This window comes from Sphaerochaeta sp. S2 (assembly GCF_016406725.1).
Classification (GTDB): Bacteria; Spirochaetota; Spirochaetia; order Sphaerochaetales; family Sphaerochaetaceae; genus Sphaerochaeta.
The window spans coordinates 1-26090 of record NZ_JAEKNT010000387.1; the positions used below are offsets into that span (position 1 = coordinate 1).

General features: G+C 48.0%; 25 protein-coding genes and 1 tRNA gene. 17 read left to right on the forward strand and 9 right to left on the reverse strand.

Annotated elements, in window-relative coordinates; translation table 11 throughout:
- Window positions 1-248: 248 nt before the first annotated feature.
- Complete coding sequence (locus JF818_RS11365) at window positions 249-2192, reverse strand: transposase (RefSeq protein ID WP_198892123.1); 1944 nt, start codon at window positions 2190-2192, stop codon at window positions 249-251.
- A 247-nt stretch (window positions 2193-2439) separates the two neighbouring features.
- Here JF818_RS11365 and cobT point away from each other — a divergent pair, with 247 nt between their 5' ends.
- The 10 genes from cobT to JF818_RS11415 all read left to right on the forward strand — a co-directional run bounded on the left by cobT (window position 2440) and on the right by JF818_RS11415 (window position 11164).
- Window positions 2440-3486 (forward strand): nicotinate-nucleotide--dimethylbenzimidazole phosphoribosyltransferase, encoded by a 1047-nt coding sequence (gene cobT / locus JF818_RS11370; protein WP_198892124.1) that lies wholly within the window; start codon window positions 2440-2442, stop codon window positions 3484-3486.
- Window positions 3483-4307 carry a cobamide remodeling phosphodiesterase CbiR gene (gene cbiR, locus JF818_RS11375; RefSeq protein WP_198892125.1) on the forward strand — a complete coding sequence of 275 codons (825 nt, stop codon included), beginning with the start codon at window positions 3483-3485 and terminating at the stop codon, window positions 4305-4307. The genes cobT and cbiR overlap by 4 nt, the downstream gene beginning before the upstream one ends.
- A complete protein-coding gene (cobU, locus tag JF818_RS11380; RefSeq protein WP_198892126.1) occupies window positions 4294-4941 on the forward strand; it encodes a bifunctional adenosylcobinamide kinase/adenosylcobinamide-phosphate guanylyltransferase in 648 nt (215 codons plus the stop codon). Before cbiR ends, cobU begins: the two co-directional genes overlap by 14 nt.
- On the forward strand, window positions 4938-5696 hold the full coding sequence (gene cobS / locus JF818_RS11385; protein ID WP_198892127.1) for an adenosylcobinamide-GDP ribazoletransferase: 759 nt from the start codon (window positions 4938-4940) through the stop codon (window positions 5694-5696). The genes cobU and cobS overlap by 4 nt, the downstream gene beginning before the upstream one ends.
- Window positions 5697-5726: 30 nt before the next feature.
- Complete coding sequence (thrH, locus tag JF818_RS11390) at window positions 5727-6329, forward strand: bifunctional phosphoserine phosphatase/homoserine phosphotransferase ThrH (RefSeq protein WP_198892128.1); 603 nt, start codon at window positions 5727-5729, stop codon at window positions 6327-6329.
- Complete coding sequence (locus JF818_RS11395) at window positions 6329-6553, forward strand: hypothetical protein (RefSeq protein ID WP_198892129.1); 225 nt, start codon at window positions 6329-6331, stop codon at window positions 6551-6553. Before thrH ends, JF818_RS11395 begins: the two co-directional genes overlap by 1 nt.
- The gene (locus JF818_RS11400; RefSeq protein ID WP_198892130.1) at window positions 6531-7415 is read left to right on the forward strand and encodes an S-adenosyl-l-methionine hydroxide adenosyltransferase family protein; all 885 of its coding nucleotides are present in this window, start codon (window positions 6531-6533) and stop codon (window positions 7413-7415) included. The genes JF818_RS11395 and JF818_RS11400 overlap by 23 nt, the downstream gene beginning before the upstream one ends.
- Window positions 7416-7445: 30 nt before the next feature.
- The gene (locus JF818_RS11405; protein WP_198892131.1) at window positions 7446-8012 is read left to right on the forward strand and encodes an ECF-type riboflavin transporter substrate-binding protein; all 567 of its coding nucleotides are present in this window, start codon (window positions 7446-7448) and stop codon (window positions 8010-8012) included.
- A gap of 36 nt (window positions 8013-8048) precedes the next feature.
- Window positions 8049-10682 carry a DUF3744 domain-containing protein gene (locus tag JF818_RS11410; RefSeq protein ID WP_198892132.1) on the forward strand — a complete coding sequence of 878 codons (2634 nt, stop codon included), beginning with the start codon at window positions 8049-8051 and terminating at the stop codon, window positions 10680-10682.
- A gap of 122 nt (window positions 10683-10804) precedes the next feature.
- Window positions 10805-11164, forward strand: a complete 360-nt coding sequence (locus JF818_RS11415; RefSeq protein WP_198892133.1) for a TraR/DksA family transcriptional regulator — start codon at window positions 10805-10807, stop codon at window positions 11162-11164.
- A gap of 59 nt (window positions 11165-11223) precedes the next feature.
- Here JF818_RS11415 and JF818_RS11420 read toward each other — a convergent pair whose 3' ends face one another.
- Window positions 11224-11862, reverse strand: coding sequence for an MBL fold metallo-hydrolase (locus JF818_RS11420; protein WP_198892134.1), 639 nt, complete (start codon window positions 11860-11862; stop codon window positions 11224-11226).
- Window positions 11863-11865: 3 nt separating this feature from the next.
- On the reverse strand, window positions 11866-12429 hold the full coding sequence (locus JF818_RS11425) for a DbpA RNA binding domain-containing protein (RefSeq protein WP_198892135.1): 564 nt from the start codon (window positions 12427-12429) through the stop codon (window positions 11866-11868).
- Window positions 12430-12824: 395 nt separating this feature from the next.
- Here JF818_RS11425 and JF818_RS11430 point away from each other — a divergent pair, with 395 nt between their 5' ends.
- The gene (locus tag JF818_RS11430) at window positions 12825-13910 is read left to right on the forward strand and encodes a hypothetical protein (protein ID WP_198892136.1); all 1086 of its coding nucleotides are present in this window, start codon (window positions 12825-12827) and stop codon (window positions 13908-13910) included.
- Complete coding sequence (mltG, locus tag JF818_RS11435) at window positions 13903-15285, forward strand: endolytic transglycosylase MltG (RefSeq protein ID WP_198892137.1); 1383 nt, start codon at window positions 13903-13905, stop codon at window positions 15283-15285. The genes JF818_RS11430 and mltG overlap by 8 nt, the downstream gene beginning before the upstream one ends.
- Here the strand turns inward: mltG and JF818_RS11440 are convergent.
- Window positions 15269-15928: an SdpI family protein gene (locus tag JF818_RS11440; RefSeq protein WP_198892138.1), complete on the reverse strand. Its 660-nt coding sequence runs from the start codon at window positions 15926-15928 to the stop codon at window positions 15269-15271. The two genes, mltG and JF818_RS11440, sit on opposite strands and share 17 nt — an antisense overlap.
- A complete protein-coding gene (locus tag JF818_RS11445; protein WP_198892139.1) occupies window positions 15915-16196 on the reverse strand; it encodes an autorepressor SdpR family transcription factor in 282 nt (93 codons plus the stop codon). The genes JF818_RS11440 and JF818_RS11445 overlap by 14 nt, the downstream gene beginning before the upstream one ends.
- A 207-nt stretch (window positions 16197-16403) precedes the next feature.
- On the opposite strand from JF818_RS11445, the gene ilvA reads away from it, so the two are divergent.
- Window positions 16404-17918: a threonine ammonia-lyase, biosynthetic gene (ilvA, locus tag JF818_RS11450; RefSeq protein WP_198892140.1), complete on the forward strand. Its 1515-nt coding sequence runs from the start codon at window positions 16404-16406 to the stop codon at window positions 17916-17918.
- Window positions 17919-18003: 85 nt separating this feature from the next.
- Here the strand turns inward: ilvA and JF818_RS11455 are convergent.
- Window positions 18004-18087: transfer RNA gene (locus JF818_RS11455), tRNA-Leu, on the reverse strand.
- Between the two features lie 119 nt (window positions 18088-18206).
- Here JF818_RS11455 and JF818_RS11460 point away from each other — a divergent pair.
- Window positions 18207-20252: a patatin-like phospholipase family protein gene (locus JF818_RS11460; protein ID WP_198892141.1), complete on the forward strand. Its 2046-nt coding sequence runs from the start codon at window positions 18207-18209 to the stop codon at window positions 20250-20252.
- 154 nt (window positions 20253-20406) lie between these two features.
- Here JF818_RS11460 and JF818_RS11465 read toward each other — a convergent pair whose 3' ends face one another.
- Window positions 20407-21492: a tetratricopeptide repeat protein gene (locus JF818_RS11465; protein WP_198892142.1), complete on the reverse strand. Its 1086-nt coding sequence runs from the start codon at window positions 21490-21492 to the stop codon at window positions 20407-20409.
- A gap of 87 nt (window positions 21493-21579) precedes the next feature.
- Between JF818_RS11465 and JF818_RS11470 the strand changes: the two genes are divergently transcribed.
- From JF818_RS11470 to JF818_RS11480, 3 genes are read left to right on the forward strand one after another with little or no spacing between them, the layout of a single operon-like run.
- Window positions 21580-22110 carry an epoxyqueuosine reductase QueH gene (locus JF818_RS11470; RefSeq protein ID WP_198892143.1) on the forward strand — a complete coding sequence of 177 codons (531 nt, stop codon included), beginning with the start codon at window positions 21580-21582 and terminating at the stop codon, window positions 22108-22110.
- Window positions 22111-22166: 56 nt separating this feature from the next.
- Window positions 22167-23702 (forward strand): cardiolipin synthase, encoded by a 1536-nt coding sequence (gene cls, locus JF818_RS11475; protein ID WP_198892144.1) that lies wholly within the window; start codon window positions 22167-22169, stop codon window positions 23700-23702.
- 8 nt (window positions 23703-23710) lie between these two features.
- Window positions 23711-24595: a ribokinase gene (locus tag JF818_RS11480; protein ID WP_198892145.1), complete on the forward strand. Its 885-nt coding sequence runs from the start codon at window positions 23711-23713 to the stop codon at window positions 24593-24595.
- A 104-nt stretch (window positions 24596-24699) separates the two neighbouring features.
- Here the strand turns inward: JF818_RS11480 and JF818_RS11485 are convergent, their stop codons facing one another.
- Both JF818_RS11485 and JF818_RS11490 read right to left on the reverse strand, forming a co-directional pair.
- Window positions 24700-24939, reverse strand: a complete 240-nt coding sequence (locus tag JF818_RS11485; RefSeq protein ID WP_198892146.1) for a hypothetical protein — start codon at window positions 24937-24939, stop codon at window positions 24700-24702.
- Window positions 24940-25295: 356 nt separating this feature from the next.
- On the reverse strand, window positions 25296-26090 hold a 795-nt coding region (locus tag JF818_RS11490; RefSeq protein WP_233067443.1), incomplete at its 5' end, for an AraC family transcriptional regulator.

Here is a 26090-nt window from a genome sequence, read left to right on the forward strand (position 1 = left end):
AGAATGAGATCGAGGTCCTCATCTCTTATCTGTTCATTGGAAAAACTTCGCACGCTTCTACGTGAGAGGATATGGTCAGTGATTGTATTCATGGTAAGCCTCCTTCTGTCTATGGTACCTCTTCCCAGAATACCTTCCAATCCTGAGTTCCGCAGCAAAAACATAAAGAATGGCTACCAACTGATTATCCTAAAGGCAATTAATAGGCAATCATATAGCCATAATATCTCATCAATTGTAGTACATCATCAGATATCTTTTGTTTTATTGTTCATTGAGCGCAATTCTTGCTTTGTGTAGAACACTTTCCATAGGTCGAGTCCCGTAGCCAAGCCGATCTCTCTTAAGTAAGGAGAGGAACAGTAGTTCTTGTAAATATTGCCTTGTACTTCTCCCACCTTTGCGGCTTGCAGGGTTTCTATGATTTTTACATGGGACATCTTCTTGTTCATTTTCTTCAGTTCCAGGATCCGAATGATGAGCAAGGCAATGAAGCAGGTGAGGAAGTGGGCTTGTATGCTTTCACGCTTTCTTACGAACACCGGCCTTGCCTGTAGATGACTTTTGGTAATCTTGAAGGATTCCTCAATCTTCCAGAGGCCGCGGTACATCTCAACAATGTCCTGGTCGGTTACGACCCTGTTGAGTTCAAAAAGGCAATCATAGTTCCTGAACCGCGCTGTTCCCTTCCACGGCTTCTCATGCTCACTTGTCCCGACAACGTTGGTCTCTATGAGGTAATACCCGTCAAAGCGTTCATCTTGTGCAATCTTCTCTTCGTCCAGGTAGCGCACATGTTTTGCTTTCTCAAACAGTTCGCCCGTCTCGGGATCATACGCCTGCTTGGCAAAATACTTGTTTGCCCCATGCCCGTTGTAAATGGTACCTGTCTGTTGCGCTTTCCTTATTGCATTACAGCGATTGATCCGGGCACGCACCTGGTATTTCCGACTGAAGAAGACGATCTGGCGCTTGTTGACCGTAACCTTCACCTTCCTGGACCCATCCCCAACCCAGCTGCTCTTCTTTGCAGGGACAATGCGGGACTTTATCTTGAAGACCACGACCTCCTGCTGCATATCCTGTGGGCCTTCATAAGGCCCAAGGCTGTCGGTGTAATCCATGAGCCGCTCTTCCTCGTGAAGGGCGCTGCACCTCATATATGCAGTGGTGGTCCTGTAGCCTTCCTCGTCAAGAATGAACCGCTCAGTCTCCTCATCTTGTTTAAGCGCACTGTCGCTGATGATGTATCCTTGTTTCTGCGCAAGGATGTTGGCTACGTTGGTCCCACTCATGATTCCCTTGTCCCCAACGTAAATCATCTTGTCCAGACCCATCCGTTCCTGCGTGCGCCTGATCATCGGCAGGAAGGTTTTCACATCATTGTTGTTGCCGGGGAAAAGCCCGAAGTCTACCGGCAAGCCCTCAGTGTCCATGAACAGCCCGAGCTGGACGATTGGTTCAGGGCGATGTTCCTTGGATGGGCCGTTCTTGCGCAACCCCTCGGAAACAACGACGCCATCCTCATCGAGGATGTCTGCATCCTTGTTGTCGATTTCCCAGAAGTAATTGGTCACATCATAAAACATCAGCGATGTGTCTCGCTTGTACAGCCTCTTCACCTTCTGGTTCAGATGGACAAGCAGGTCATCGCTGTACTGGCAAAAGAACCCCAATGAACGGTATACATCGTCATCACTGAACCTGCTGTTCCCAAGCAGCAACCTTGATCTCTGTGTCCAGGTTGAGAACTTTGAACCAGGGAAAAGAATCCTGCCAAACACCAAGAGACGAAAGATGCTTTCCACATTTGCCCCAACCGGCCAATGCCTCCGTCTGTTCTTAACAAACTGGTCTATCTCAAGCTCATGATAGATGACGGACAACGGCAGATGCCCCAGTGACACCAAATCATCAACAACGGCCTCTTCACCCCCCGTTGCCCCCAGGGGGAAGTGTTCCTCCAGGTTGATGCTCAAACTGATTCGCCTCTCTTCCAGTTCCTTGGTCCTGAGCTTCTTGGCTTCAGCCCTGAAGTGCTCGATAGGATCGTCATAGAATTCCTTGAGGTCTGCCTCGTAGCCAAGGAACTTCACTTTTTCCTTTGTTGGGTTCTTTTTTCCCTTCTTGCGGACGCTGCGCATGTAATACAGGGCGTTGCCCTTTTTGTTGGTGAAGACTTTTAGTTCCATATGACCTCCAGGATCCTACAAATATACTACATTACACTACATTATAAAGTCAATGAAAAAGTATAAAAAAATGACGCAATTTCTTGTCTCTAAAAAATTACGCCACGTTGTCTTCTTTTACTTGCTGCGGAACCATGGTGATCATACCAGTCATCATGTCGAGGAAGAGATACAGTGCCTGATTCATAGCCGCATTATATCGGTTTCTGCCTTGTAACGCCAGAGCTTCCTCCTCTACAATGAGCTCATGTCAATCAAAGCAATCGACTTCAGCCGGCAAGCTGTGTATGAAACCCAGTTGCTTGCAAAGGCAATGCCCCCAAACAGTCTCGGGAGACTCGCCTCCCTTGCGCTCAAGCTGGCACTTATCAAGGAGGGCCCGCTTGATTCCCTTTCTCTCTTGCTGTTTGCAGGTGACCATGGGGTGGTGGAAGAGGGGGTGACCCACAGTCCTCAACAGATCACCTACCAGCAGTGCTGCAATTTTGCCTCCGGTGGTGGTGCTTGCAGCCTCTTCGCCTCCTTGAACCATGCAACGCTATCAGTGATTGATGTTGGGGTGAACCATTCATTTTCTGAACATGAAGCTGTAGTCGATTGCAAAATCGGTTATGGGACAAGAAATTTCTTGCAAGGTCCTGCAATGGGACGTGAGCAATGCCTTCAGGCAATGGAAGCAGGGAGAAACAGGGTTAGGGTAGCAATAGAGACAGGTGCCCATGCCATTGCATTTGGTGAGATGGGGGTGGGGAATACCACCAGTGCCTCGGCTGTGGCCGCTGCCCTCACCAATCTTCCAGTATCAGCAATCACAGGGAAAGGATCTGGTCTCAGTGACGCCGAACTAGAACACAAGATTTCAGTCATTGAACAAGCCTTGGTCCTGCATCCCGAGAGAGATCCACTTACGGTACTCTGTAATCTTGGAGGGTATGAAATAGCTGCCATCTGTGGTGGAATGCTGGAAGCTGCGGAGGCCTCATTGCCCATTCTTCTTGATGGGTTTGTCGTAACCAGTGCTGCCTTGGTAGCGAATGCCATGGACGAGTACTTTCATAAGTATCTCATTCCCTGCCATCAGTCAGGAATGCAGGGGCATAGAAGAATGCTGGAATCTCTTGGTTGTGGCCAGCCTCTCTTGGACCTACAGATGCAACTCGGGGAGGGGACCGGCGCATTGGCGGCCTGGCCCTTGGTACGTCTGGCAAGTCATTTGCTTACCGATATGACCAGCTTCTCTGATGCGCAGGTAACTGATAGCACGAAGCTGTTACAGTCAATGGGGTTGGTATGAAGCATATGCGAATTGGAACAACAAGTTACATCATCCCAGATGATATCCTGCCAAATGTACGGTATCTTGCCGACAAGGTGGATGATATTGAACTGGTACTCTTTGAAAGTGAAGAAATGAGCAATCTACCTGATGAGAAAACCATCAGGGAACTTGCCCGATTGGGTGAATCACACGGTTTAAGCTACACCGTGCATTTCCCCTTGGATATCTATCCCGGTTCAGCCGATCTGGATGAGCGGATGCGATTCATGCGAACCGTTGAGAGGATCATCTCCCTTACTGAGCCTCTTGATCCCTTCGGTTATGTATTGCACCTCACCCCAGAGTCCTATGGACCGGTGCCCTCCGAGGATATAGAGCGTTGGTCAACATGCCTTGATATGAGTCTTGAGATGATGATATCGAAGTATGAGGCTATGAGAAGGATGTTTTGTGTTGAGACCTTGAGCTATCCATTCTCGCATGTATTTCCGCTGGTGGAGCGCTATGACCTCTCTGTTACGCTCGATATCGGGCATATCTGGCTCATGGGGTACCCCATGCAGGATAATCTTGACTTACTCTTGCCGAGAACCCGTATTGCACACCTTCACGGCGTTCATGACGGTAAGGATCATTTGGGTCTGGACAAGGGAGACCCTACACAGATAAACAAGTTTATTTCTGCCTTATCGAATCAAACAAATAAAGACAACAGAGAGAGGGTACTCACCTTGGAGGTATTTTCTGAGGCAGAGTTGGACGCTTCCCTCTCCCTCTTGGAGAAAAGCCATGATATGATGGGAAAAGACTGGGGAGGTAGATATGGCAACCATTGATATGAAGAAGACTCTCGTAAAGGGATATCCGCTGCGGCCTGCAAAAGGCACGATGGTCTCCACCGCTGGGTCCATGAGAATCCACACAAAGATCAAGAGTGGGGTTACACTGGTTATCGGGGGAGGCCGAAGCGGAAAGAGTTCCTATGCCCAGGACTATGCCCTGGGAGTATGTGACGGTACCCAGTCACGCGCCTATATTGCTACCGCCGAACCGATTGATGAAGAGATGAAGGCACGGATTGCTGCCCACCAGAAAGATCGTGCAGATCGATTTATCACTATTGAGGAACCCCTTGACCTTGCGAAGGCTATACAGGATCTTCCCCCATCAGTCGAGGTCTGTATTGTTGACTGTCTTACTGTTTGGTTGGGAAACCTCCTTTATCATAAAGGAATCCCTGAGAAAAGGTTCCCTGAGGAAGATGCTCTCTATGAGGTGCTCAAGCATCCCCCCTGTGAGATTCTTCTCATTACCAATGAAACTGGCCTCGGCCTGATCCCTGCAGATGCAGAGAGTCGCTCCTTCAGGGACCTGAGTGGATGGATGAACCAGGACCTAGCAGAGATTGCCACGAATGTAATTTTGATGGTTGCTGGCCTTCCCCTTGCCCTCAAGGGAAAAGTCCTGTGATCACACTTGGTCTTGGAGGAGCCCTGCGTACTCTCACTCGGTTTCCCCTGCCTTATCGCGCCTTGGAGAAGGAGCAACGAATTTTGTTCTGGTTTCCTTTTATAGGTGCTCTCTTTGGTCTTTTTTTTGTAGCAACCTCCCTGCTTCCTTTTTCACCCCAGATTCGCTCAGCGCTCATTATAGCACTCTCTGCCTACCTTTCACGGGGCTTCCACCTCGATGGGCTCTGTGACTTTGCAGATGGGCTTGGAGGAGGATGGGACAAGGAACGTAGCTTGGCCATCATGAAGGACAGCCACAGCGGAGCCTTTGCCCTAATTACCCTGTTCTGTGTGCTCTTGATACAATACGCTGCCTTGCAGCAACTTGCCGATATTCCTTTGGCATTGATGCTGGTACCGGTTCTAGGAAGACTGAACCAGGTCATAGCAGCCTCCTTGATGAATTATGCAAGGGAAGGAGAGGGGACAGCCTCCCGCCTGGTACGTGCAGCAAAACCTTACCATCTGGTCCTCCCTCTCCTGCAGATCCTTATCGTTCTTGTTCTGTTGTTTATTTTTTCGAATGAGTATGCGCTGAATGCTGTATCTTCGTTCCTTGCTACACTCCTCGTTTGTTTCTTCCTGATGCTGGTCAGCAAAAAGCGACTTGGAGGGGTAACCGGCGATGTGCTGGGTTCTGTGGAGGTGCTCACTGAGACTGCTGCCATGCTTGGCTTCCTTCTCCCTCTTGCATCGGTGGCCCTCCCTCGGTAATACTAGGTGGTACAATCTGGGAGGTAGCGGATGGATATTGTGTGTCTTGATATGGAAGGGGTCTTGGTACCGGAGATTTGGATCAACGTAGCAGAGCGAACAGGTATCGAGGAGCTGAAGATTACCACCCGCGATGAGCCGGATTATGACAAGCTGATGGCCGGAAGGATCAAAATTCTTGAAGAACACAACCTGACATTGAAGGATATCCAGGATGTCATCGCCCAGATGGGTCCCATGGAAGGTGCACTCTCTTTTCTTGATTCACTGCGATCGATGACCCAGGTTGTCATTCTCAGCGATACCTTCAGCGAGTTTGCCAATCCTCTTATGCGTCAGCTCAATTGGCCTACCATCTGGTGTAATAGCCTGGAAGTTGATGAGGATAACCGCATCATCCGGCACAGGATGCGCCTACATGATGGCAAGAAGAAAGCCATCCAAGCGTTGAAGGCCCTCAATTACCGCACCTTTGCAGCTGGAGATTCCTACAACGACCTTACCATGATCCAGGAAGCGGATGGTGGTTGCTTGTTCCGTGCCCCCAAGAACATACTGGAGCAGTATCCCCATCTGCAGATAGCCGAGACCTATGATAAGTTCCTGGAGATCATCAAGGAGTTCTTGGACTGATGAAACAGGGTAGGCTGACTCCCTCCATTATCGTTCTCATTCTCTCCCTGTTCGTAGGCTTTTCTTTGCTTGCAATCGCCTACAAGCCTTCTGTTATCCTTGTGGTCATGCTAGCATTGGTCTTGATGGTACTCTCTGTACTGTTGATCAGGTATGCAATGATTTTTGACCGCCAAATGCGAGAGAAGCAGGAGAGACAGCATGAAAAGGAAACTGCGCGATAGCTTGGTAGCCTTGCAGGCTTGGAAGGAGCGGAAGACAGTCGTATTTCTCAGTGATTTCGGCATGTCAGACGGAGCAGTAAGTGCCATGCATGGGGTGGCCAATGGGGTGTCCAATCTCCTAAGATTGGAGGACCTTACCCATGAAATTCCTCAATTCAATATCTGGGAGGCCTCCTACCGACTGGTACAGGCACTTCCCTATTGGGCCAGGGGAACAGTCTTTGTCTGTGTGGTCGATCCTGGGGTAGGATCGGACCGGAAAAGCGTTGTCGCCTTGAGTGAGAGTGGCCATCTGATTGTCACCCCTGACAACGGAACGCTGACCCATGTGGCAGACAGCATCGGGATACTGGAGATGAGGATGATCAATGTTGATACCCATCGTCTCTCAGGCAGCCAGAAAAGCCACACATTCCATGGAAGAGATGTATATGCATATACCGGGGCACGTTTGGCCTCCGGTGATCTGGACTATGAAGAGATTGGTCCATTGGTTCCAAGAACCGTCAAACTGAAAATGGAACGTTCCAGAATTGAAGGGTCCTCATTGGTCGGTTCGGTGGATATCCTCGATGCCCGCTATGGTTCGCTCTGGACCAATATCAGTGCTGACTTTTTGGATGAGCTTTCTCTGGGTAACGGGGATTTGCTGCAGACAACCATCTCCTACAATGGCCGTATCGTTTATGGATACAAGCTTCCCATATGTAAGTCCTTCACAGAAGTGGGGAAGGGTGAGCCTCTTATCTACATCAACAGCCTCCTCAATCTTGCAGTTGCCCTGAATCAGGGGAATTTTGCAACAACCTACGGAATTGGGACAGGTGAGGGGTGGAAAATCAGTTTTTCGGTGATAGAATGATTGGTAATTGCCCGTAAGGAGGTAACAAATATGGAACAGAACAAAGGAATGCAACCGGTACGCATTGTTGTGATCATTGCCATCGGTGCAGCTCTCTATGGAGTGGGTGGGCTGGTCAGTGTCCCTGTCTTCGCCAACACCACCATCAAGCCTGCCATGGCTATTCTGGCCTTGTTTGCAGCTGTGTTTGGACCAATCGTTGGTTTCTTGGTAGGATTCCTCGGTCACTGGCTGACCGACCTGTTTGCAGGATGGGGAGTTTGGCCTACGTGGATGCTTGGTAGTGGTATTGTGGGAATTGCGATCGGATTGTTTCCTGCAATGAGCAAGAACTGTGTTGAAAAAGGAGAACTTCCCCGTTCCTCAATCGGTTTGTTTATCCTGCTCGCTTTCTTGGGAAATTTCATCGGATACATGATCAGCGCACTGCTTGATTTCCTCTTCTTCGCTGAACCGATGGACAAGGTTATTACCCAGCAGTTGATCATTGCCTTCTCCAATACGGTTGTCATCGCCATTCTTGGTACTCTCTTGCTGCTGTTGGTTGTGAAACGCAACAAGAGCAGAGAAGGACTTACCAGGGACGAAGAAGCCTAAAGGAGAATATCTGCAGCTTGTTCTGCAGACTGGTACATGCAAGCACCTCAGATTGTTTTCAAGGATTTCAGTTTTACATACCAAGGTCAGACGGAACCCACGCTTAAGCATATCAACCTCACTATTCGTGAGGGAGAGAAAGTCTTGATCGTGGGCCCTTCTGGCAGTGGCAAAAGTACCCTGGGGTACTGCATCAATGCGCTTATCCCTCATGCCTTCAGTGGTATAATTGAGGGAGAAGCATCCATCTGCTCGATGAATCTTGCGGATGGAGATATCTACGCAGTGAACAAGAAGGTAGGCACTGTACTGCAGGACACTGATGCACAATTTGTAGGATTGACTGTCGCTGAGGATATTGCTTTTTCCTTGGAAAACCAGTGTATGGACCGCAAGAAAATGGAGAACCTGGTCTCCAAAATGGCTGGGATTGTTGGGATGCAAGAGTTCTTGAATCAGAGTCCACAGGAAATTTCAGGGGGACAGAAACAACGGGTGTCTCTTGCCGGTGTATTGGTGGATGATGTGGAGGTTTTGCTCTTTGATGAGCCACTTGCCAACCTCGACCCAGCTACCGGTTTGAAGGCAATGGGGCTTATCGACCAGCTTTCCAGGGAGACTGGAAAGACTGTCTTGATCATAGAACATCGACTCGAGGATGTGCTCTCCTATCCCGTAGACCGAATCCTGGTGATGCAAGAAGGTTCCTTGGTTGCCGACACCACCCCACAGGCACTGCTGGGAACAGCCTTGTTGAGTGAGCTTGGTTTACGAGATCCCTTGTATCTGGCGGCTTTACGGATGGCTGGATGTGACCTCTCCACACTTGATGATGTCAGCAGTCTGGACACCATACATCTCGAACAGTGCAAGGAGAGTGTGAAGGCATGGCATAAAAAACAACAGAGGCCTTCATCGAGGCAGGAGAGACCTGTCCAGTTGGAAATCGAACACATCAGCTATTCCTATGATGGCCTGAAGACTGTGCTGGATGATGTCAGTGCGACCATTCATGAAGGGGAGATGGTCAGCATCCTTGGGAACAATGGGGCAGGGAAATCCACCCTCGCACAGATATTGATGGGAGTGATCCGTCAGGATTCCGGTCATATCCGGTATGAAGGAACCTTGCTGGATGCCTACTCAGCAAGCCAACGCTCTTCAAGTATCGGCTTTGTTATGCAGAACCCGAACCATATGATCAGCTGTGACCTCGTCTATGATGAGGTTGCCTTTGCTCTCAGGCAACAAGGCTATGGGGAGGAGCAGATCAAGGACCGTGTTATGGACGTGCTTGGGCTTTGTGCTCTACGGCCATACCATCACTGGCCCATTTCGGCACTGAGTTACGGACAGAAGAAGCGGGTTACCATTGCCTCCATCCTGGTGACCAATCCAAAGCTGCTCATCCTTGATGAGCCAACCAGTGGTCAGGACTACCAGAGGTATACAGCTTTGATGGAGTTCCTCTCTGAACTGAATAGGAAGACCGGTCTGACCATTCTCTTCATCACCCACGATATGCATCTCGCTCTCGAATATACCCATCGTTCCTTGGTATTGCATGATGGACATCTGCTCTGTGACAAGCCAACCAGTGAAGTCTTTGCCGATGAAGAAGTACTTCACAAGGCAAACCTGAAGGAGACCAGTCTTTCCTTGCTTGCAAAACAGTGTGGTGTTGACGATGTCTCTTCATTCATCGATACGTTTGTCCGTACAGAACAAGAGACCCGCTCACGAGCGACCAAGGTTTCCCAAATTCCTGCCTTGGAGAAACCTCTCTCTGCAATGAAGCCGAAACGAAAGAGGATGGAACGAGCCAAGAAGGAGGGGAGAAAGTTTGGGTTTGCGCTTACCTACGAAGAGACAGATTCACCTTTGCACCGTCTCAATGGTGTTACAAAGTTTATCCTTTTCCTGACGTGGATTGTGTTCTGCCTTACCACGTTCGATATACGTTTCCTAATGGTAAGCACGATTATCTCTTTCTCCTTGCTCTCCCTGACAAGGATTCCCCTTCGCAAATTCTCTCCCTACATCATAGGTATGTTGACGGTCATTGCCCTCAATGCACTGTTTATCTATCTCTTTTCCCCTGATCAAGGCACCCGGTATCTCGGCAGCAGAACCATCATCCTTGGCCCTGAGCATGCCAGGTATTCCCTGAGTGCGGAAACCTTGTTCTACCTGGTGGTGGTCTGTCTGAAATATTTCTCCATCTTTCCGATGGCTTTACTCTTTGTCAGCATCACCCATCCCTCACAGTTTGCTTCTTCATTGAATCGCTTGGGGATCTCTTATCGTATCAGCTACGCAGTTGCACTTGCACTGAGGTATCTCCCTGAGGTGACAAAGAGCTATATGCATATTCTGCATGCGCAGATGGCAAGGGGCGTTGACTTCTCTTCCCAGACACCACTTAAGAAACGAATATCTTCACTCGGGCGTGTGATCACCCCATTGGTTTTCAGCAGTCTTGACCGGATCGATATTATCACCAATGCCATGGTTCTTAGAGGATTTGCTCGTTCCAGGAGCCGTACCTGGTACATGCAACGAAAACTAAAATCGGTGGATTTCATCGTATTGGCTCTCATTATGGCACTGCTTGCAGCCAGCCTTTATTCACGTTTTATCGGAAAGGTTATGTTTTGGTACCCTTTTTAGACAAAAACACTCTGAATATGCTAAAAATGAGGTAAGGAGCTTGACAACAACGCATCTTATCCCCATCTTATATGGATAAAAATCCAAGGGGTACAGATACTGTCCCTTGTAGGAGGCGTATAATGTCCGAGGCATTTGTGCATGAGATGGAAGAGCTTCTCGTTTCCATGAGAAATGAACTATTGGAGAAACTCACTGAGGATAACAGTGATTTCCGGGAAATGGTGAATTCAATGGGGATCAAGGACAGCATCGATGTTGCGGCTGATGATATTGCGTTCAAGAAGATGGAAGCGATCAACAAGCATGAGGCAAACCGCCTCCGTTCCATCGAGAATGCCATCGCCCGTATCCATAATGGAAAATATGGATCCTGTCTGAGATGTGGAAAGAAAATTCCAGAGGAAAGGCTCAGAGCTATTCCCTATGCAGTACTTTGCATCGATTGCAAAAACGCAGAAGAGGTCCCAGGGAGAAGATAGTCTCCTGGCTGGGCAAAAAAACCAGATGGAACTCCTCGTAGGGGACCATCTGGATTTTTTTAAAGAAATGGATTGTTGTATTCGTTCTTGATAGTACTGGTAGGTCCATGCCCGGGAAGTATTTGCACTTCCCCAGGGAGATCGAGCAATCGTTTGCAGCTTGCTATTATCTCGGTGTAGGAACCACCTTCCAGATCAGTCCGGCCTATACTGCCGGCAAACAGTGTATCACCGGTAAACATAAACTGTCCTTCCTCATGATACAAACATACACCCCCCTTGGTATGACCCGGGGTGTGCAACACCAGCAGGTGGCTGTCTTGCAAATACTGGCCATCAGAGAGAAACCCTGATGGTCTGGGTAGCTTTTGCAACTCCTTGTCATACATTTGAAGGAAACTCTTATCAAAACAAACCTGTTTGACATGCTCGTATGATAGGGCAGAGGCTTCCTCTTCAGCTACAAGGAGCTCAAGATCAGGCCATCTCTCTATAAGGGTTCCTATGGCAGTAATATGGTCCCAATGAGTGTGGGTCAAAAGAATGGCGACAGGGGTGAGGTTTCGTTGGGTGATGCGGTCAATGATGAGCTGACCATCAGCCCCTGGATCGATGATCCAGGCACTGGAGGTCTCTTCATTACCCATGATGTAACAGTTTGTCTGGTAGGGCCCCACCACAAGTCGTTCCACAATCATATCCTACTCCTTGTTGGAATAGCTGATGGAAGCCGTTCTGCCTCTGATATCCATTCCATTGAGCTTCTCAATAGCTTTCTCACAGTTCTCTTCACTCATGCTGATGAAAGAGTACTTGTCATGGATACGGATGCTGTAAATGTCATCTCTTTCTATACCAAGCTCTGTCTGGAGGATCTGGCTCAGTTCCTTGGTGTACAGTCTCTTCATCTTTCCAATGTTCAAGTACAGTGTTCTTGCTCCCTCTGGAAGGGTCCTAGGAGCTTTCTTGCGGGGTTGTTGGCTCTCCTTCTCATCCTTGGGCTCCTCTTTCTTTGCAGGAGCTTCTCGCTTTGCCTTCGGTGCTGGTCTTGAACCAGCCTTTTTCGGGGTATTTGCCTGCAGGACTTCCCTGAGCAAATAGGCCATAAAATAGCCACGAAGTGTGAATGGGACATTCTTTTTGATCAGACGCTTGAGTTGTTCCAATTCATCAGGGTTTGGGTCGGCCTTGGTTTTACCAGCAAGCAGCTGGATGGTGTCAATTACCAGGTCGTCGGTCGGGGTGCTCTTGTTGTCAATAGCCATGAGCAATTCTCCTTGGTTCGTAGAGCCTCTTGGTCCGTGCCAGCGGAAGGGCTGAATGTTTAAATTTTTTTTGGGAACATGCTCCCCCCGTCCCGCCGCCTCATAGGGGGTGTGGGAAACGTGGTGGGCATAGCTTCTGCTCTTTTGAGACAGAAGTAAGTGGATACCGTTGTGGTCACACTCAAAGAAGAGGGTACATGCTGGCACATGTACGCAAACGCTCTCCAAATCTGTCGAGGAAAAGAATATGGTAGCATGAATAAACCATTCCCATCCCAAGGCAGTTTGCAATCAGAATACCGAACCTCTTCTCCCTTTGTCAAGGAACGATGAAAAGGATGAATGCTGGTTCTTCTCTCTTTGCCTAGTGGCCCCCCTCTATGATACTATCAACTATGGGCTCATTGCAGGCAGATATCCAGGAAAAACAGAAAGCGATTGAACAACACCATGAGGATGTGCTCGCTTTATACATGGATTTGGCAAAAAGCGTTTCTCTTATAGAGGAAAACGTCAGTCTTGGGTATGCCCGCAGCGAATATGAGCAATATAGGGACACCCTCCAGAAATGGGAAGAAGCAAAACAATCATTCGAGCAGGTACGGATATATATTCAACAAATGCAAGATCGTTCGAGAAAAGTGAAGGAGATTGCTTCCGACATCAAGGCACTTGCACAACCAAAGCGCAAGATTCATGCACAGATTGGCGCCATTGCCTATGAGGCTTATGGTTCAGAGTCCCTGCCTGAGTACATCGAGGAGGTTTGCCAACCACTGTTTGAGGAACACCAGAGAAAGACCCGGAAGCTTGAGGAGCGCCTTGAGTCCTACAACGGGAAATTGGGAAGGAAGATCCTGCATCTTCGACTCGATGCCTCAAGAAGACAGATGGTGGGGTTGCTGTCAAGAGCAGGGGAAGCCCTGGTAGCTATTGGGTGTGAAGCTGACCTTCCGCTCAGCCGACATCCTGAAGTTGGCAAGCAGCTTGAACGGCTGAGAAAAGAGGAATCTGCACTCCAGCAGGAGATGGAGCTGCACCAAAGTGCAATTGCACGACTTCGTAGTGAAGAGGTCCCAAGCCCCAAATCTCGGTTGGAAGAACTCTCTCAGGCTATGAAAAAGGAAGAGAAAACGTATCAAAGAGCGGCTCACTTGTATGGGAAAACTCTCTATGAATCCCTTCCAGATTCAGTGCATGCAGGGATGGTAGGACAGAAAGCAATCTCCTTGATGGATCAGATTACCCTTCATCGGTCCCGGATAAGAACATTGGAAGAGGAAATCAAGAATCTGCAAAACTTGATCAAGGTACAGGAACTTGAAGCACAGATTGAGCTGGAGAAACAGAAGGTTGACCACTTGCAGTCGCAAATCGAGACATATAACCGTCAGATTGCCCAGGTGCATGCATCCATCCAGCTCAAACAGAACAAGATCAACGAGTTGTTGCCCATGAAGGAACCTGAGAGCGATGGCTGAGAAACCCAAACCTCCAAAACAGTTGACCCTGGACCTAGAGGGGAAGGGAGAGAAGGCGAAGCCAAAAAAGAGTACATCCTCCTATAAGGTAGTCCTCTCAGATTCTCCTACTCCTGCAAAGAAACCAAGTACGACGAGAAAGAGACCGACAGTCACCACACGCACTATGACGGTCAAGATTCCTTCAGACAAGCAACCGGCTCCAAAGACAGAGACCAAAGCGTCTCCTGCAAAAAAGCGGCCAACGCCCCGTACTGCTGATCAACCGAATCCTCATGTAGTGCAGACAAGGACCCGCAAGCATCCTGCAACCAAGACATCCAAGCCCAAGAAACAGCAGGTGGTACCTCCAAAGATTGGTAAGCGTACTTCCTACCGTCCTCCTCTCTCTAGGCGCCTTTTGCTTCCTCTGCTCATCGCATTGCTGGCATGTACCGCTCTTATCCTCCTCTATGCCTACTTCGAGAAGCCTGCCATCCTCGCCCCTTCGGTATCTGTGGTAGAGGAGCGCGATGTCGTTGCACTGACCATTGAAAGCGGGATGACCGCACGTACTGTCAGCCTCTTGCTCGAACAGTTGGGGGTAGTTGAGGATGCACAGGCTTTTCTTGCCTACCTGGTGGAAGAAGAACTTGCTACGGTGATTCAGACCGGTACGTATATCATGGGCCGCAATCTAGCGTTCAGTGAGGTTGCTTCCATGTTCGCGAACACTGAGAAAACCATGGAGGTTACCATTCCCCCTGGTTTTACTATCTTTGAAATTGATGACTATCTGGCAAATAGGCTGGAAGGGGAGTCAGGCCTTTTCATTGAAGCAGTCAATGATTTGGCTGTTGCCTACCAGCTCAGCTTCACTGAGGGGTGGTTGCTAAGCGGAACCTATACAGTGCATCGTAATCGTGCTGGAGAGGAGTTGGCTCTGGCAATGTATCAGAAGATGCTGCTTAAACTGCAAGGGCTGTTGGACTCTCCACTTCTGGAGCGCTATAGCGTTGAGGAGCTCTTGATTGTAGCCTCCATGATCCAAGCCGAGACACAGAATGTGACACAAATGGAGGGGATTTCCTCGGTTATCCATAATCGTTTGGAGAATGGTGAGCCATTGGGAATTGATGCAACCACCCGCTATGAGATCGGTGATTGGGAAAACCCGATACCAACTGAAGCCTTGGAGACAAAGAGCCCGTATAATACGCGGAGAAAGGCAGGCTTGCCACCATCAGGGATTTGCAGTCCTGGAGTTGAGGCGCTTGAGGCAGCTTTCTTCCCGAAGGACTCTCCCTATTTCTACTATCTACATGGGTATGACAAGGAAATCCATTATGCTGAGACCTACGAAGAGCATAAGGAGAATATCAGTCTGTATCGTTAGTCTGTTGTCTCTGTGCCAAGATAAAAGAGTAGAACAATGGGAATGTCACCATCACCGCGATGCCCAAAAAGAAAATCCAGACAACATAGAAATCAAGGAGGATGACCAGGATGAAGAGCAGGCTGAAGAATGTCCAGATCCAGCCGGCAAGACGATGAGTCTTCTTCCAGTTCTCCTCATCAGACAAGGTCCATGGCAGCTTTATGCCGATGGTGTAGTTCTGTTTGATTTTGGGCAGATAGTTCCCTACTACCAGAAGCAATACACTTACAGCCAAAGGCACAACTTTTTCCACCCGGAACGGTTGTCCAAGTGCGATAAGGAGAGAGAAGGGAACAATGAACAGTGTCAGCATAGCGATAGTCCATCGTGCAATATGATAAAGCTTGCTGGACGTATCTCGCTTTGGGTCGGTTTTCACCGCAAGTTGCACAAAAATATTGAGTAGTGCCAACAATAATGGCATGCCGAATGCGCCAAATGCCTTGCTTGCATAATTATCGGGCTGTCCCGCTGCATTGAAGTGTATGGGGACCTGGTCAGGCAACTGGTCATAGACAGCAAGAGAGAAGAAGATAGGTACCAAGCATAAGATGGTCGTGACAACAAGGGTCTTGTCTATAAGATGGTTACGGCTTTTCATCGATACCTCCGGTAAACTGGGCACACCAAAGCATGATTTCCTCAAATACTGAGGCATTGAGTTCATAGTAGATGAAGTTCTTGTATTTCGTTTCTGTGATCAGGGAAGCTTTTTTCAACAAGGAGAGGTGGTAGGAGACAGTAGCTGCAGAGAGATTGGGAAACTGCGTAGCAATTTCGCCAGCACTCAGGCGTTGTTTCTTGACAAGTGAGAGCATCTCCCTTCGTTGGGGATCAGCAATCGCTTTCATGGTTTCTGAAAACCCCATGGCTTCTCCTATTTCGAAATAATTCTAAATAGATAGTATCCTTCTCCTTACCATTGGTCAAGCGTATTCCCTTATCTATCTCTTAGGGATATACGTTTTTCCTCCAAAGCGGAATTTCTTCAGCACTTCTTGTACTACTGGAAGGTAATGGTGTAGGTTCAATGCAGAGAGTCTTCGTATGAATGAATACTCACAAAGGAACGAGAGATGAGCCCAATAATCGTTGATGATGTGGTCAAGCATATCCTTACCAGCAAGGTCTATGATGTTGCAGTTGAAACCCCGCTTACCTATGCTTCTCGCTTAAGCAAGGAGAAAGGCTGCTCAGTGTATCTGAAACGGGAGGACTTGCAGAGTGTCCATAGTTTCAAGCTAAGGGGAGCCTACAATAAAATCGCCCATCTTACCGATGAGGAGAAGAGCCGGGGAGTCATTGCAGCAAGCGCGGGCAACCATGCACAGGGAGTTGCCCTCTCAGCGCAGAAGCTTGGCATTGATGCCTTGATCATCATGCCCAAGACCACTCCAACCATCAAGGTTGATGCAGTTCAGAACTTTGGGGCAAAGATTGAACTCTACGGCGATAGTTACTCCGAGACCTATGAGTACTGTAGAAAGCGGATAGTGGAGACAGGAAGGACCTTCATCCATCCCTTTGATGATCCCTTGGTGATTGCTGGCCAGGGAACGATTGGCAAGGAAATCATGGAACAGCTCAGTGAGGTCACCCATATATTTGTAGGAGTAGGGGGAGGTGGGCTTATCAGTGGGATTGCAAGCTATGTGAAAGCACTCCGACCCCATGTACAGATCATTAGTGTAGAGCCACAGGACAGTAACTGTCTCGCTGCGAGTATTTCCAGTGGCCAGCGGGTGATCCTTCCTCATGTTGGTATCTTTGCAGATGGTGTGGCTGTCAAACAGGTAGGGGCTCTTCCCTTCAGCTTTGCTTCCCGCCTTGTTGATGATTTCATGACGGTCAGTACTGACCAGATCTGCTACGCCATGAAAGGGGTTTTTGAAGAGACGAGAAGTATCCTGGAACCTGCAGGTGCCTTGGCTCTTGCAGGGCTGCAACAGTATGACCTTCCTTCCGATGCCCATGCGGTAGTCATCTGTTCAGGGGCGAATATCACATTCGAAAAGCTTCAGCAGGTAGCTGAAAGAACCCTTCTGGGTTCAGGAAAGGAGGCGTTGCTCTCAGTACATATGCCAGAGAAACCAGGAGCCCTGCATGCCTTTTGTAGGGAAGTGGTCAAGGATAGAGGTATTACGGAGTTCTCGTATCGATTGCAACGTCGCTCGATGGCACATGTGTTGGTTGGACTGACTGTTGCAGGAAATGAGGACAAGCATTTCTTGTTGGAGCGCATCAATGAAGCAGGCTTTGCCTGTACTGATTTCTCGGATAATGACATTGCCAAGGAGCATCTGCGCCATATGATAGGAGGAGAGGCCACCGAAGCTGAACACCAGGTCTTCTACCAGATTGAATTTCCTGAGAGGACCAATGCACTAGGAGACTTCCTAAGTGCTCTGGATAACCGATGGAATATCTGTCTTTTTCACTACCGAAATGCTGCAAGTGATACAGGAAATGTCCTCATTGGATTTGAGACCAAAACGCAAGAGGCATTGGAACTAGCCTTGAGTGAGGCAGGATACACTTGGTCTTGTGTGTCCGATGACCTAGTTGTGAGGACCTATCTCGGGGACTCCTGACTACCAACAGATCAGACCAACCCATCCAGAAACAACAAAGGCGCACATCCGTGCACCTTAAATTGTTATATTGTAATGATTTGTTTACCGGCGATCGGACTTGAACCGATACAAGCTTGCGCTCAATAGATTTTGAGTCTATCGTGTCTACCAATTTCACCACGCCGGCGTTAGCGAGATTCATGCTATCAAATCCCTTTGAAAAAAGCAACAGCGTTTTCAAAAAAGTAGCATGAGATTGTTTTTTCAACCTCTTTGCTTTACAGTAAGGCATACATGGAGGAAATCGTGAAGACTTTCAAGAAGTTGCTGATAATGGCTTTGCTGATCTGTATGGCGCTTTCAAGCCTTGCGGCTGCTGATGAAGCTGATGATATTCTTCTCTCTGATGTACCCATCTCCTACGGGGATGAAGTGTTCAGGGAGCGGATACTTGCACGTACCCAAGGAGAACGCTCTCCTGTCGGGCTCGTACTTAGCGGTGGTTCAGCACGAGCTTTTGCCCATATCGGGGTTCTGAAGTACTTGGAGGAGCAGGATATTGTCCCTGATTTCATCATAAGCAACTCAATGGGCAGCATTGTAGGGCTCCTCTATGCAGCAGGCCTTTCCCCTGACCAGATTCTTGAAAGCGTTACTTCGGTTAATCTCCAAAGCATGTTTGACCTTACCCTCCCTGTGAGCGGTGGTATGCTTGATTCCTCCCGTTTCCTGGCGAAGGTTGCCTCGATTGTTGGCTCGGACCTGCAGCTTGAAACGCTTCCCATACCCATCATTGTGGTGACAGAGGACCTTGTGACCAAGCGACAGGTTACCATCAGTGAAGGCGATTTTTTCACAGTACTGCAGGCAAGCTATGCTCTGCCTGTGTATTTCCCTCCCGTTGAATATCGAGGACACCTATTGATAGATGGAGGTATTACCAATCTTGCCCCTGTTGATTTGGCCTACACCTATGCAGATTCTGTCATCGTTTCAACTACCTTCTATGATATAGATACCCTGAATCTAAAGAATCCTCTGACAGTGCTCAATGTTTCCATCGATATTGGAAAGAGAAGAAAGGGGGTGGAAGAGCTCAAGCAAGCCCTCCCAGATGTTGTCTGGATTCGTTGTGCCGTAGAGGATGTCTCGTTCATGGAGTTCGACCGCGTAGAATATCTGGTTGAGCAAGGGTATCGCTCAGCAAGTGAACGCGAGGAGCAATTATCCACCTTGCACAAGAATTCGGTTTCCCTTGAACTCTCGGAAAAACGCAATGACTTGTCGTTGAAGATCGAAGAGAGCTCCAACCTCTATAATCTTTACAAACATGTGCCCTTGAATATTCCTTCCAAGCTGTTTGGATTGGGCTTGGATAGTGATTACCTCAAGGCAGATCCTTCCGCGCTCAAGGATGATTCCACCATCGGTTTGAAGTTCATCTATAGGAAGGATGATATCTCGGTAAGCGTCAATCCTGGATATTCCTTCGACTTCCGCAGCAATGACCGGTTCTCTGCTGCCCCAGCAATTCGCGCGCAGTTTGACTACACCTTCCTGAAGCATTTACGTCTCTCCCTCTACAGCTCCTTTATGTTCGATATTGCGAACGTGGCACCCATTGTTTCCAGTGGAGTTGACCTGGAGGGAAGGATTTTCGCCTTCGATGAAAAACTGAGAATAAGCTTGCTGCAATCCTATGAACAGATAAACAATTTTGAAGATAGTGACCATGTCGATTTCTTTGACGGTCATACTTTCCTCTACTCTATCATTGCAAAGGGGAATCTATATCCGGAGAATGGTGGCCTATGGGCATTCAACGATTCATCACTCTCTCTCTCGTTCCAAATGCTGGGAGATTTCTCAGAAGTACGCTCGTTTGTTGCAGCTCGAGGAACAACAGAGATACTTCACCAGAACCTAGACCTGTTCGCTGCCGTCAATACCTTTGGGCGATTTGCACTGGATGGACAGGGGGATGTTCCTTTCTTTTTCTCGGATGGGTTCAGAACCACTGACTCACAGATCAAGAGCCAGGGGCATGACCTGACAGTCAGCAGCAATCCAGCGAATCATCTGGTGGGATTGGGTATATCGATAGGGTACCGGCCGAGTGGATTCGACCCCACGATGGCAGAGATGTTCATCTTCAATAACAGCTCTGTTGCCATCTATACGGATTTGCTCTGGAATCGGAATACCTTTGCTCCCTATCTCTCTCTTGGCTTGGAACTGCACACTGATATCTCCCTGTTGGGAATTCGTTCATTGCCGTTGACCATCTACGGAGGCTGGGATCAGAAGGTAAATACCCTGGTTTGGGGCTTCTATTTCAACATGGTGTTTTGATCTGTAATATGTAAATCTTTACTCTTCTTGGGCCTATCGAACTGATGGACCTTGTTCGTATCAGCTCAGATATCTCGATATCTGAGCTTCCTTGTCTTCTGTCCGATCTGCTCCAAGCCCAGTTACAAGTTTATGTTGTTACAGATCACTAGCGCTACTCAAGGTTGTGCTTTCTGATATACTCCAAGTCCTCTTCTGTGAGGTCAGTATTAGGGGTTCTCTCATCGCTCTCAATAGGTAATTTCTTTTGCTGTTTGGGGGCGGCGCTTTTCTTCTGTTTTTTAGGTTTGGCGAACCCCTCAAGGTTATAGCCCTCCTCTGGGGGGAAGCTTTGGTCGATTGATGCAGGCTTCTTTCCCAGTGCTACTGAAGCAGTGTCCTTTTCTATCTCCATGGCACACTTTCTTCTGGTCTCTGGGTTTTCCAAGCCATCTATCATTTCCTGGATAATTTCCTTGCTGAAACCAGAGGTATTTGCGTAGCGGGCATCCAATGCCTTTTTAAGCAGTTCAATTGCTTCGCCCACTTGCCCAAAGTGAATTTTTACCTGAGCATGATGTACATAGGGTTCTGGAAAACGAGGGCCCTTTTCAATGAGTTCCTGGAACAGTGCATCTGCTTCTTCCCATTGTCCACGGAGGAGAAGCAACCATCCACGGCTGTCTCTGATGCCCGGGCTGCTTTCTTCAAGCTGTCCTGCCTCTTCAAGCAACTCTTCAGCTTTTTCAAGATCACCAGCAGCCAATGCATAGGTGGTGTAGTTGATGAACAGGTTCTTATCCTGATATCCCCGTTCGTGGACTTCTTTTACACATTCAATTGCTTTACCGAGGTCTCCATCCATCCAATAGGCCATACTGACCATGGTCTTCGCAACATTGTCAAGATTTTCATTTCGTCCCTTTTCAGAGTTAAAATAGTCTTCAATGATCTGCTTGCCTTCCTCTGCATCCCCACGTTGGAGGAACATGCTTGCTGCAGTAATGACAAAGGGTTTCTGCAATCCTGCCTTGATGGCCTTTCGATAGAGGGGCCAGGCATACTGCCAGTCTGCCTCATTCTTGCTGGTGATCTTGCTGTTTGCCCTGATGTAGAAGATGACACTCCGTCTGTAATAGAGCAGGGAGCCCAGGAATAGGGCGATCAAGAGGAATTTGCTATACGTAGGGATATCAATCACGGATATAAGTACCACGATCAACAACGTAATCCATAAGCCAAGGTTCTTCTTTCGATTCATAGTGTTGGGACCTCCCTTCAACGGTTGTACTCTACACAGAAAGGCAGGTGGTTGCAAGTTCATGATGGTTTGCCGTATGCTGGGCATATGGAAGAGAATGACATTCTGGTACATGCCTGTTGCGGACCATGTAGTACCGCCAGCATCGAGAGACTGCTTGAGAATGGTTGGAATCCTGTCCTGTACTTTTCAAATAGCAATATTTACCCCATGGAAGAAGCTGAGAGGCGCTATAAGGCTCTGTTGGAAGTAGCCCATACCTACTCCTTGAAGGTAATTCATGAACATTACGACCATGAACGTTGGTTGGAGAGTGTAAAAGGCCATGAAGGGGAGAGGGAAGGGGAAACCAGATGCAGCCTCTGTTTCACTCACAACCTGCGGGAAGCCTCAGCCAAGGCTGAAGAACTGGGGTTTAAGCATTTCACGACTACCTTGACGGTCAGCCGGTTCAAGAACAGTAAACGAATATTCAGCGTTGGAGAACAATTTCCTGGTTTTGAGCAGATTGATTTCAAGAAGAAAGGTGGTTTTGAAAAGAGTGTTCGCCTAAGCAAGGAGTTGGGGCTCTATCGCCAGCACTATTGTGGATGTGAGTTCTCGATGCCCAAGGAGTAGGCTTTGCCTAGCTAGGGCCGAAATGTTATACTCTTCTGCCAAGGGGGAGAGCAGCCATGTTTCGAAAATTACTGAAGTTCTTCACGGGCAGACTCTTTATCTCCCTCGTTCTCATCTCACTCCAGATTGCCATCCTTATCAACATCTTTGGGTTTGCCCAAAATGATGCTCTCTGGATTCAATTCCTCTCAGGTCTTTCCATCATGATGGCCCTTGTTGTAGTCGTCCGAGATCTCAACCCTGCATATAAGATCGGCTGGATGCTTATTTTCATGACCATTCCTGTTTATGGTGGCTTGTTTTATATCCTCTTCGGTACTCGTGGGCTCAATGCCCGCCTTCGTGCTCGACTGGAAAGACTGGATGAGCTCAACCAACGAGGTATGGCCGGTGGAGCCTATAGCAACCTCCTTCCAATGAAAGCCCTCGCTGCATATTCAAGAACGCTTGCACGGCAAGCACAGTACATTGCACATATCAGTTCATACCCAGTGTGGGGAAATACCGAAGTTGAATACTTTGCAAGTGGAGAGGACTGGATAAAGGATGTTTTGGTAGAATTGAGAAAGGCCAAGAGCTTCATCTTTCTTGAGTTCTTTATCATTGGAGAGGGAGAGGTCTGGGACTCTGTGCTCGCTGTACTCCTTGAGAAGCGTATGCAGGGAGTCCGTGTCTGTCTCATGTACGATGATGTAGGCTCTATTTTCGACATCCCTTCACACTACGACCGTAAACTTCGTTCACTTGGGCTTGAGGTAGTTGCCTTCAACCCATTGAAAGCTCACTTGAATAGTCGTTCGAACAGTCGCGACCACCGTAAAGTCTTGGTCATTGATGGCAATGTGGGTTACACCGGTGGGATGAATATTGCCGATGAGTATGCCAACCGAAAAATCAGGTTTGGGCATTGGAAAGATACTGCAGTTAAGCTTAGGGGGGATGCTGTTTGGAGCCTCACCCAGATGTTTCTCCAACTCTGGGCTTTCTCTATCGGGCAACCAATGGATTACTATGCATATCGCCCCACCATAACCTGCAAAACGGATGGATTTGTCCAACCTTTCGCCGATAACCCGTTGGATAATGAGAATGTTGCAGAGAATGCCTATATCCAGATTATCAGCATGGCAAAAAAGTATGTCTGGATCACAACTCCCTACCTCATCCTAGACAATGAGATGCTTACTGCGCTGAAGATTGCCGCCCAAAGTGGCGTTGATGTCCGTATTATCACTCCCCATAAGCCTGATAAATGGTATGTGTTTGCGGTCACCAGGGAGAATTACCGGCCTCTGCTGGAGTCGGGGGTGAAGATTTATGAGTACATACCAGGATTTCTGCATGCTAAGATGTTCGTGAGTGATGATCGGGTTGCAATTATTGGAACGATCAACATGGATTATCGATCATTCTACTTGCACTTTGAGAACGGGGTGGCGTTTTATGGATCTTCTGTCGTACAGAAAGTCCATGATGATATACGAAAGACCCTGGATGTCAGTAGACTAATCACCTTGGATTTTGTAAAGAACCGCTCGTGGATAAAGAAGCTTGCAGGGATGGTCCTGAAACTGGCTGCCCCGTTGTTATAGGAGGAAAGATGCGATTTCTGAATTATGGTTCTGTCAATATTGATTTGATTTTCACGGTAGATCACATTGTAAAGGGTGGGGAGACACTGCAGAGCACGTCTCTTACCAAAAGTGCCGGGGGTAAGGGTGCAAACCAGAGTGCTGCCCTTGCTAAAGCTGGTGCTGAGGTTTTCCATGCAGGAAAGATTGGGGAGGATGGCATATTCCTGTTGGAACTGCTCTCAAGCTATGGGGTCGATACTTCTCTCATTCATCGTTATGAAGGGGCGACAGGTCAGGCCTTGATACAGCTTGATAGCAATAAACAGAATGCAATCATCCTCTACGGAGGAGGGAACACTGCAATTACCGTCGATGAGATTGATGAAGCGCTCAAGCAATTTTCCTCAGGTGATATGCTTGTTCTCCAGAACGAGATTGTCCACAGTGGGCACCTGATCCGTGAGGCGAAGAAAAGGGGTATGAAGGTTTGCATGAATCTGGCGCCCTTTGACCAAAGTGCACGAGATCTTCCTCTGTCGCTTGTGGATCTCCTGGTAGTAAATGAGATCGAAGGGGCAAACCTTGCCGATCTTCCAGAGGGCAGTGATTTTTCCGATATTCTGGAACAGCTTGTAAAAAACTATCCTGAAAGCGAAATTCTCCTGACTATTGGAAAGGAGGGCTGTCTCTACGGTTACCAGGATCAGAGGATCAGTGAGGGAATCTACGACACTCCTGTTGTCGATACCACCGCAGCAGGTGATACCTTCATCGGGTACTATCTGGCTTCTCTCTCACGTGGGCTCTCAGTAGGGGAGTGTTTACGTGCTGCGAGCAAAGCGGCAGGGCTTGCTGTCTCTCGCCCAGGTGCCATGGCCTCGATCCCTCTGGCTAATGAGGTATTTGACTAGGAATTCACCTAAAGATTCAGATAAAGATAGAAGCCAGTGATGTTTCCCTCATCACTGGCTTCAATATTTGCAAGCTTGTCTGTCCGGACGCGCTTCGACCTTTCTTAATTGGCAACCACGAACAACATTCTGTTCGCTCCCTCTTCTGCAACTGAATAGGTGAAGTTATACGCATTTGAATCAACTTCGAAGTATCCAAACTCATTGGCAGTAAAGGTGTTTCTCTCGGGGATGTAGGCGTGCAGCTTAAGTACTGCAGTATCCTGCATGCCAGCAGCAAAAAGAGCAGAAGAGAAGACAGTCATCAAGATGGCTGTCAGTATGATGGCTTTAAACTTCTTCATCTTCTTACTCCTTTGTAGTAGTTGTTACATCCATATAGTATGTAAGATGTAAGAAGATGTCAATATAGAAAATAAAATAAATTGTTATAATAGAAGAAATTAGATATTGTCATATGTTAGAAGAAGTGACCTATAACATATACCAATAACATCTCACATTACACAAGTTTTATGAGAAAATTTGTGAGAAGTAGTCACTTATGACATGGTGAAAACGTTGAATCTGAAGGGGAATGACTAATAATGAAGAAATATTACTTGTGGCACACCCCATGATATGACAAAAGACATGTACAAAGGTACCTGTTACTTCTGACAAGAGGTGCGTGGAAGATGTTTCGTATCTTCTTCCAACGTTACAAGCCGAGAAGTTGCAAATGGGTCTTCCGGTAGGAAGAGGGACTGCTCCCTGTGGATTGCTTGAATCGTTTGGAGAAATGGAACTCAGAACAAAACTGCAGTTTCTCTGAAATTTCCTTGATGGATTGGGTTGTGCTGGTAAGCAGCGCACGTGCCACTTCAAGCTGCAGGTTTGAGTAATATCGCATCGGGGTGGTGTTCATGCGTTTCTTGAATAGCCGTACAAAATATGAAGGATCGAGTTGTACATGGTCTGCGATCATCTGCAGATTCAGATTGTCAAAGATATGCCGTTGCATATAGCGGATGGCTTTCTCAAGGTGAACATTCTCCCCTTGATTCTCTTCCAGCTTTGTGCCGGCAGCAAGGTTGTACAAGAGGCCAAGCATCTGGTAACAGGCACTGATGCGTAATTCCTTCAATTGGCTGAGGCCCTTGTCTCTGACTTCTTCAAAGAAGAAACGCCAGTTTGTTCCAAGCCGAATAGGGTTCATCGTTTCCAGCTTATTCACCAAACCCTGTTCTTCAGGACAGCTGATCAGGGTTGCGTAATAGGTGAGACCAGCCTGACGGTCAGCCTCGATAGCATGCACGGTTCCTCCAGTGGTTACAAACAATGAGCCTGGTGAGATGGTGTATCTGCTTTGGGCATTGCTGAATGTGCCACTTCCACTGACAAAGTAGTGGACTTCGAATTGTCCAGGCTCGTGATTATGCACTCGCTGGTGCCACAGGAGTTCCTGGTCTTCATGCATTTGGAATACAAAGACCGCATCTAATAGTTCCATAAG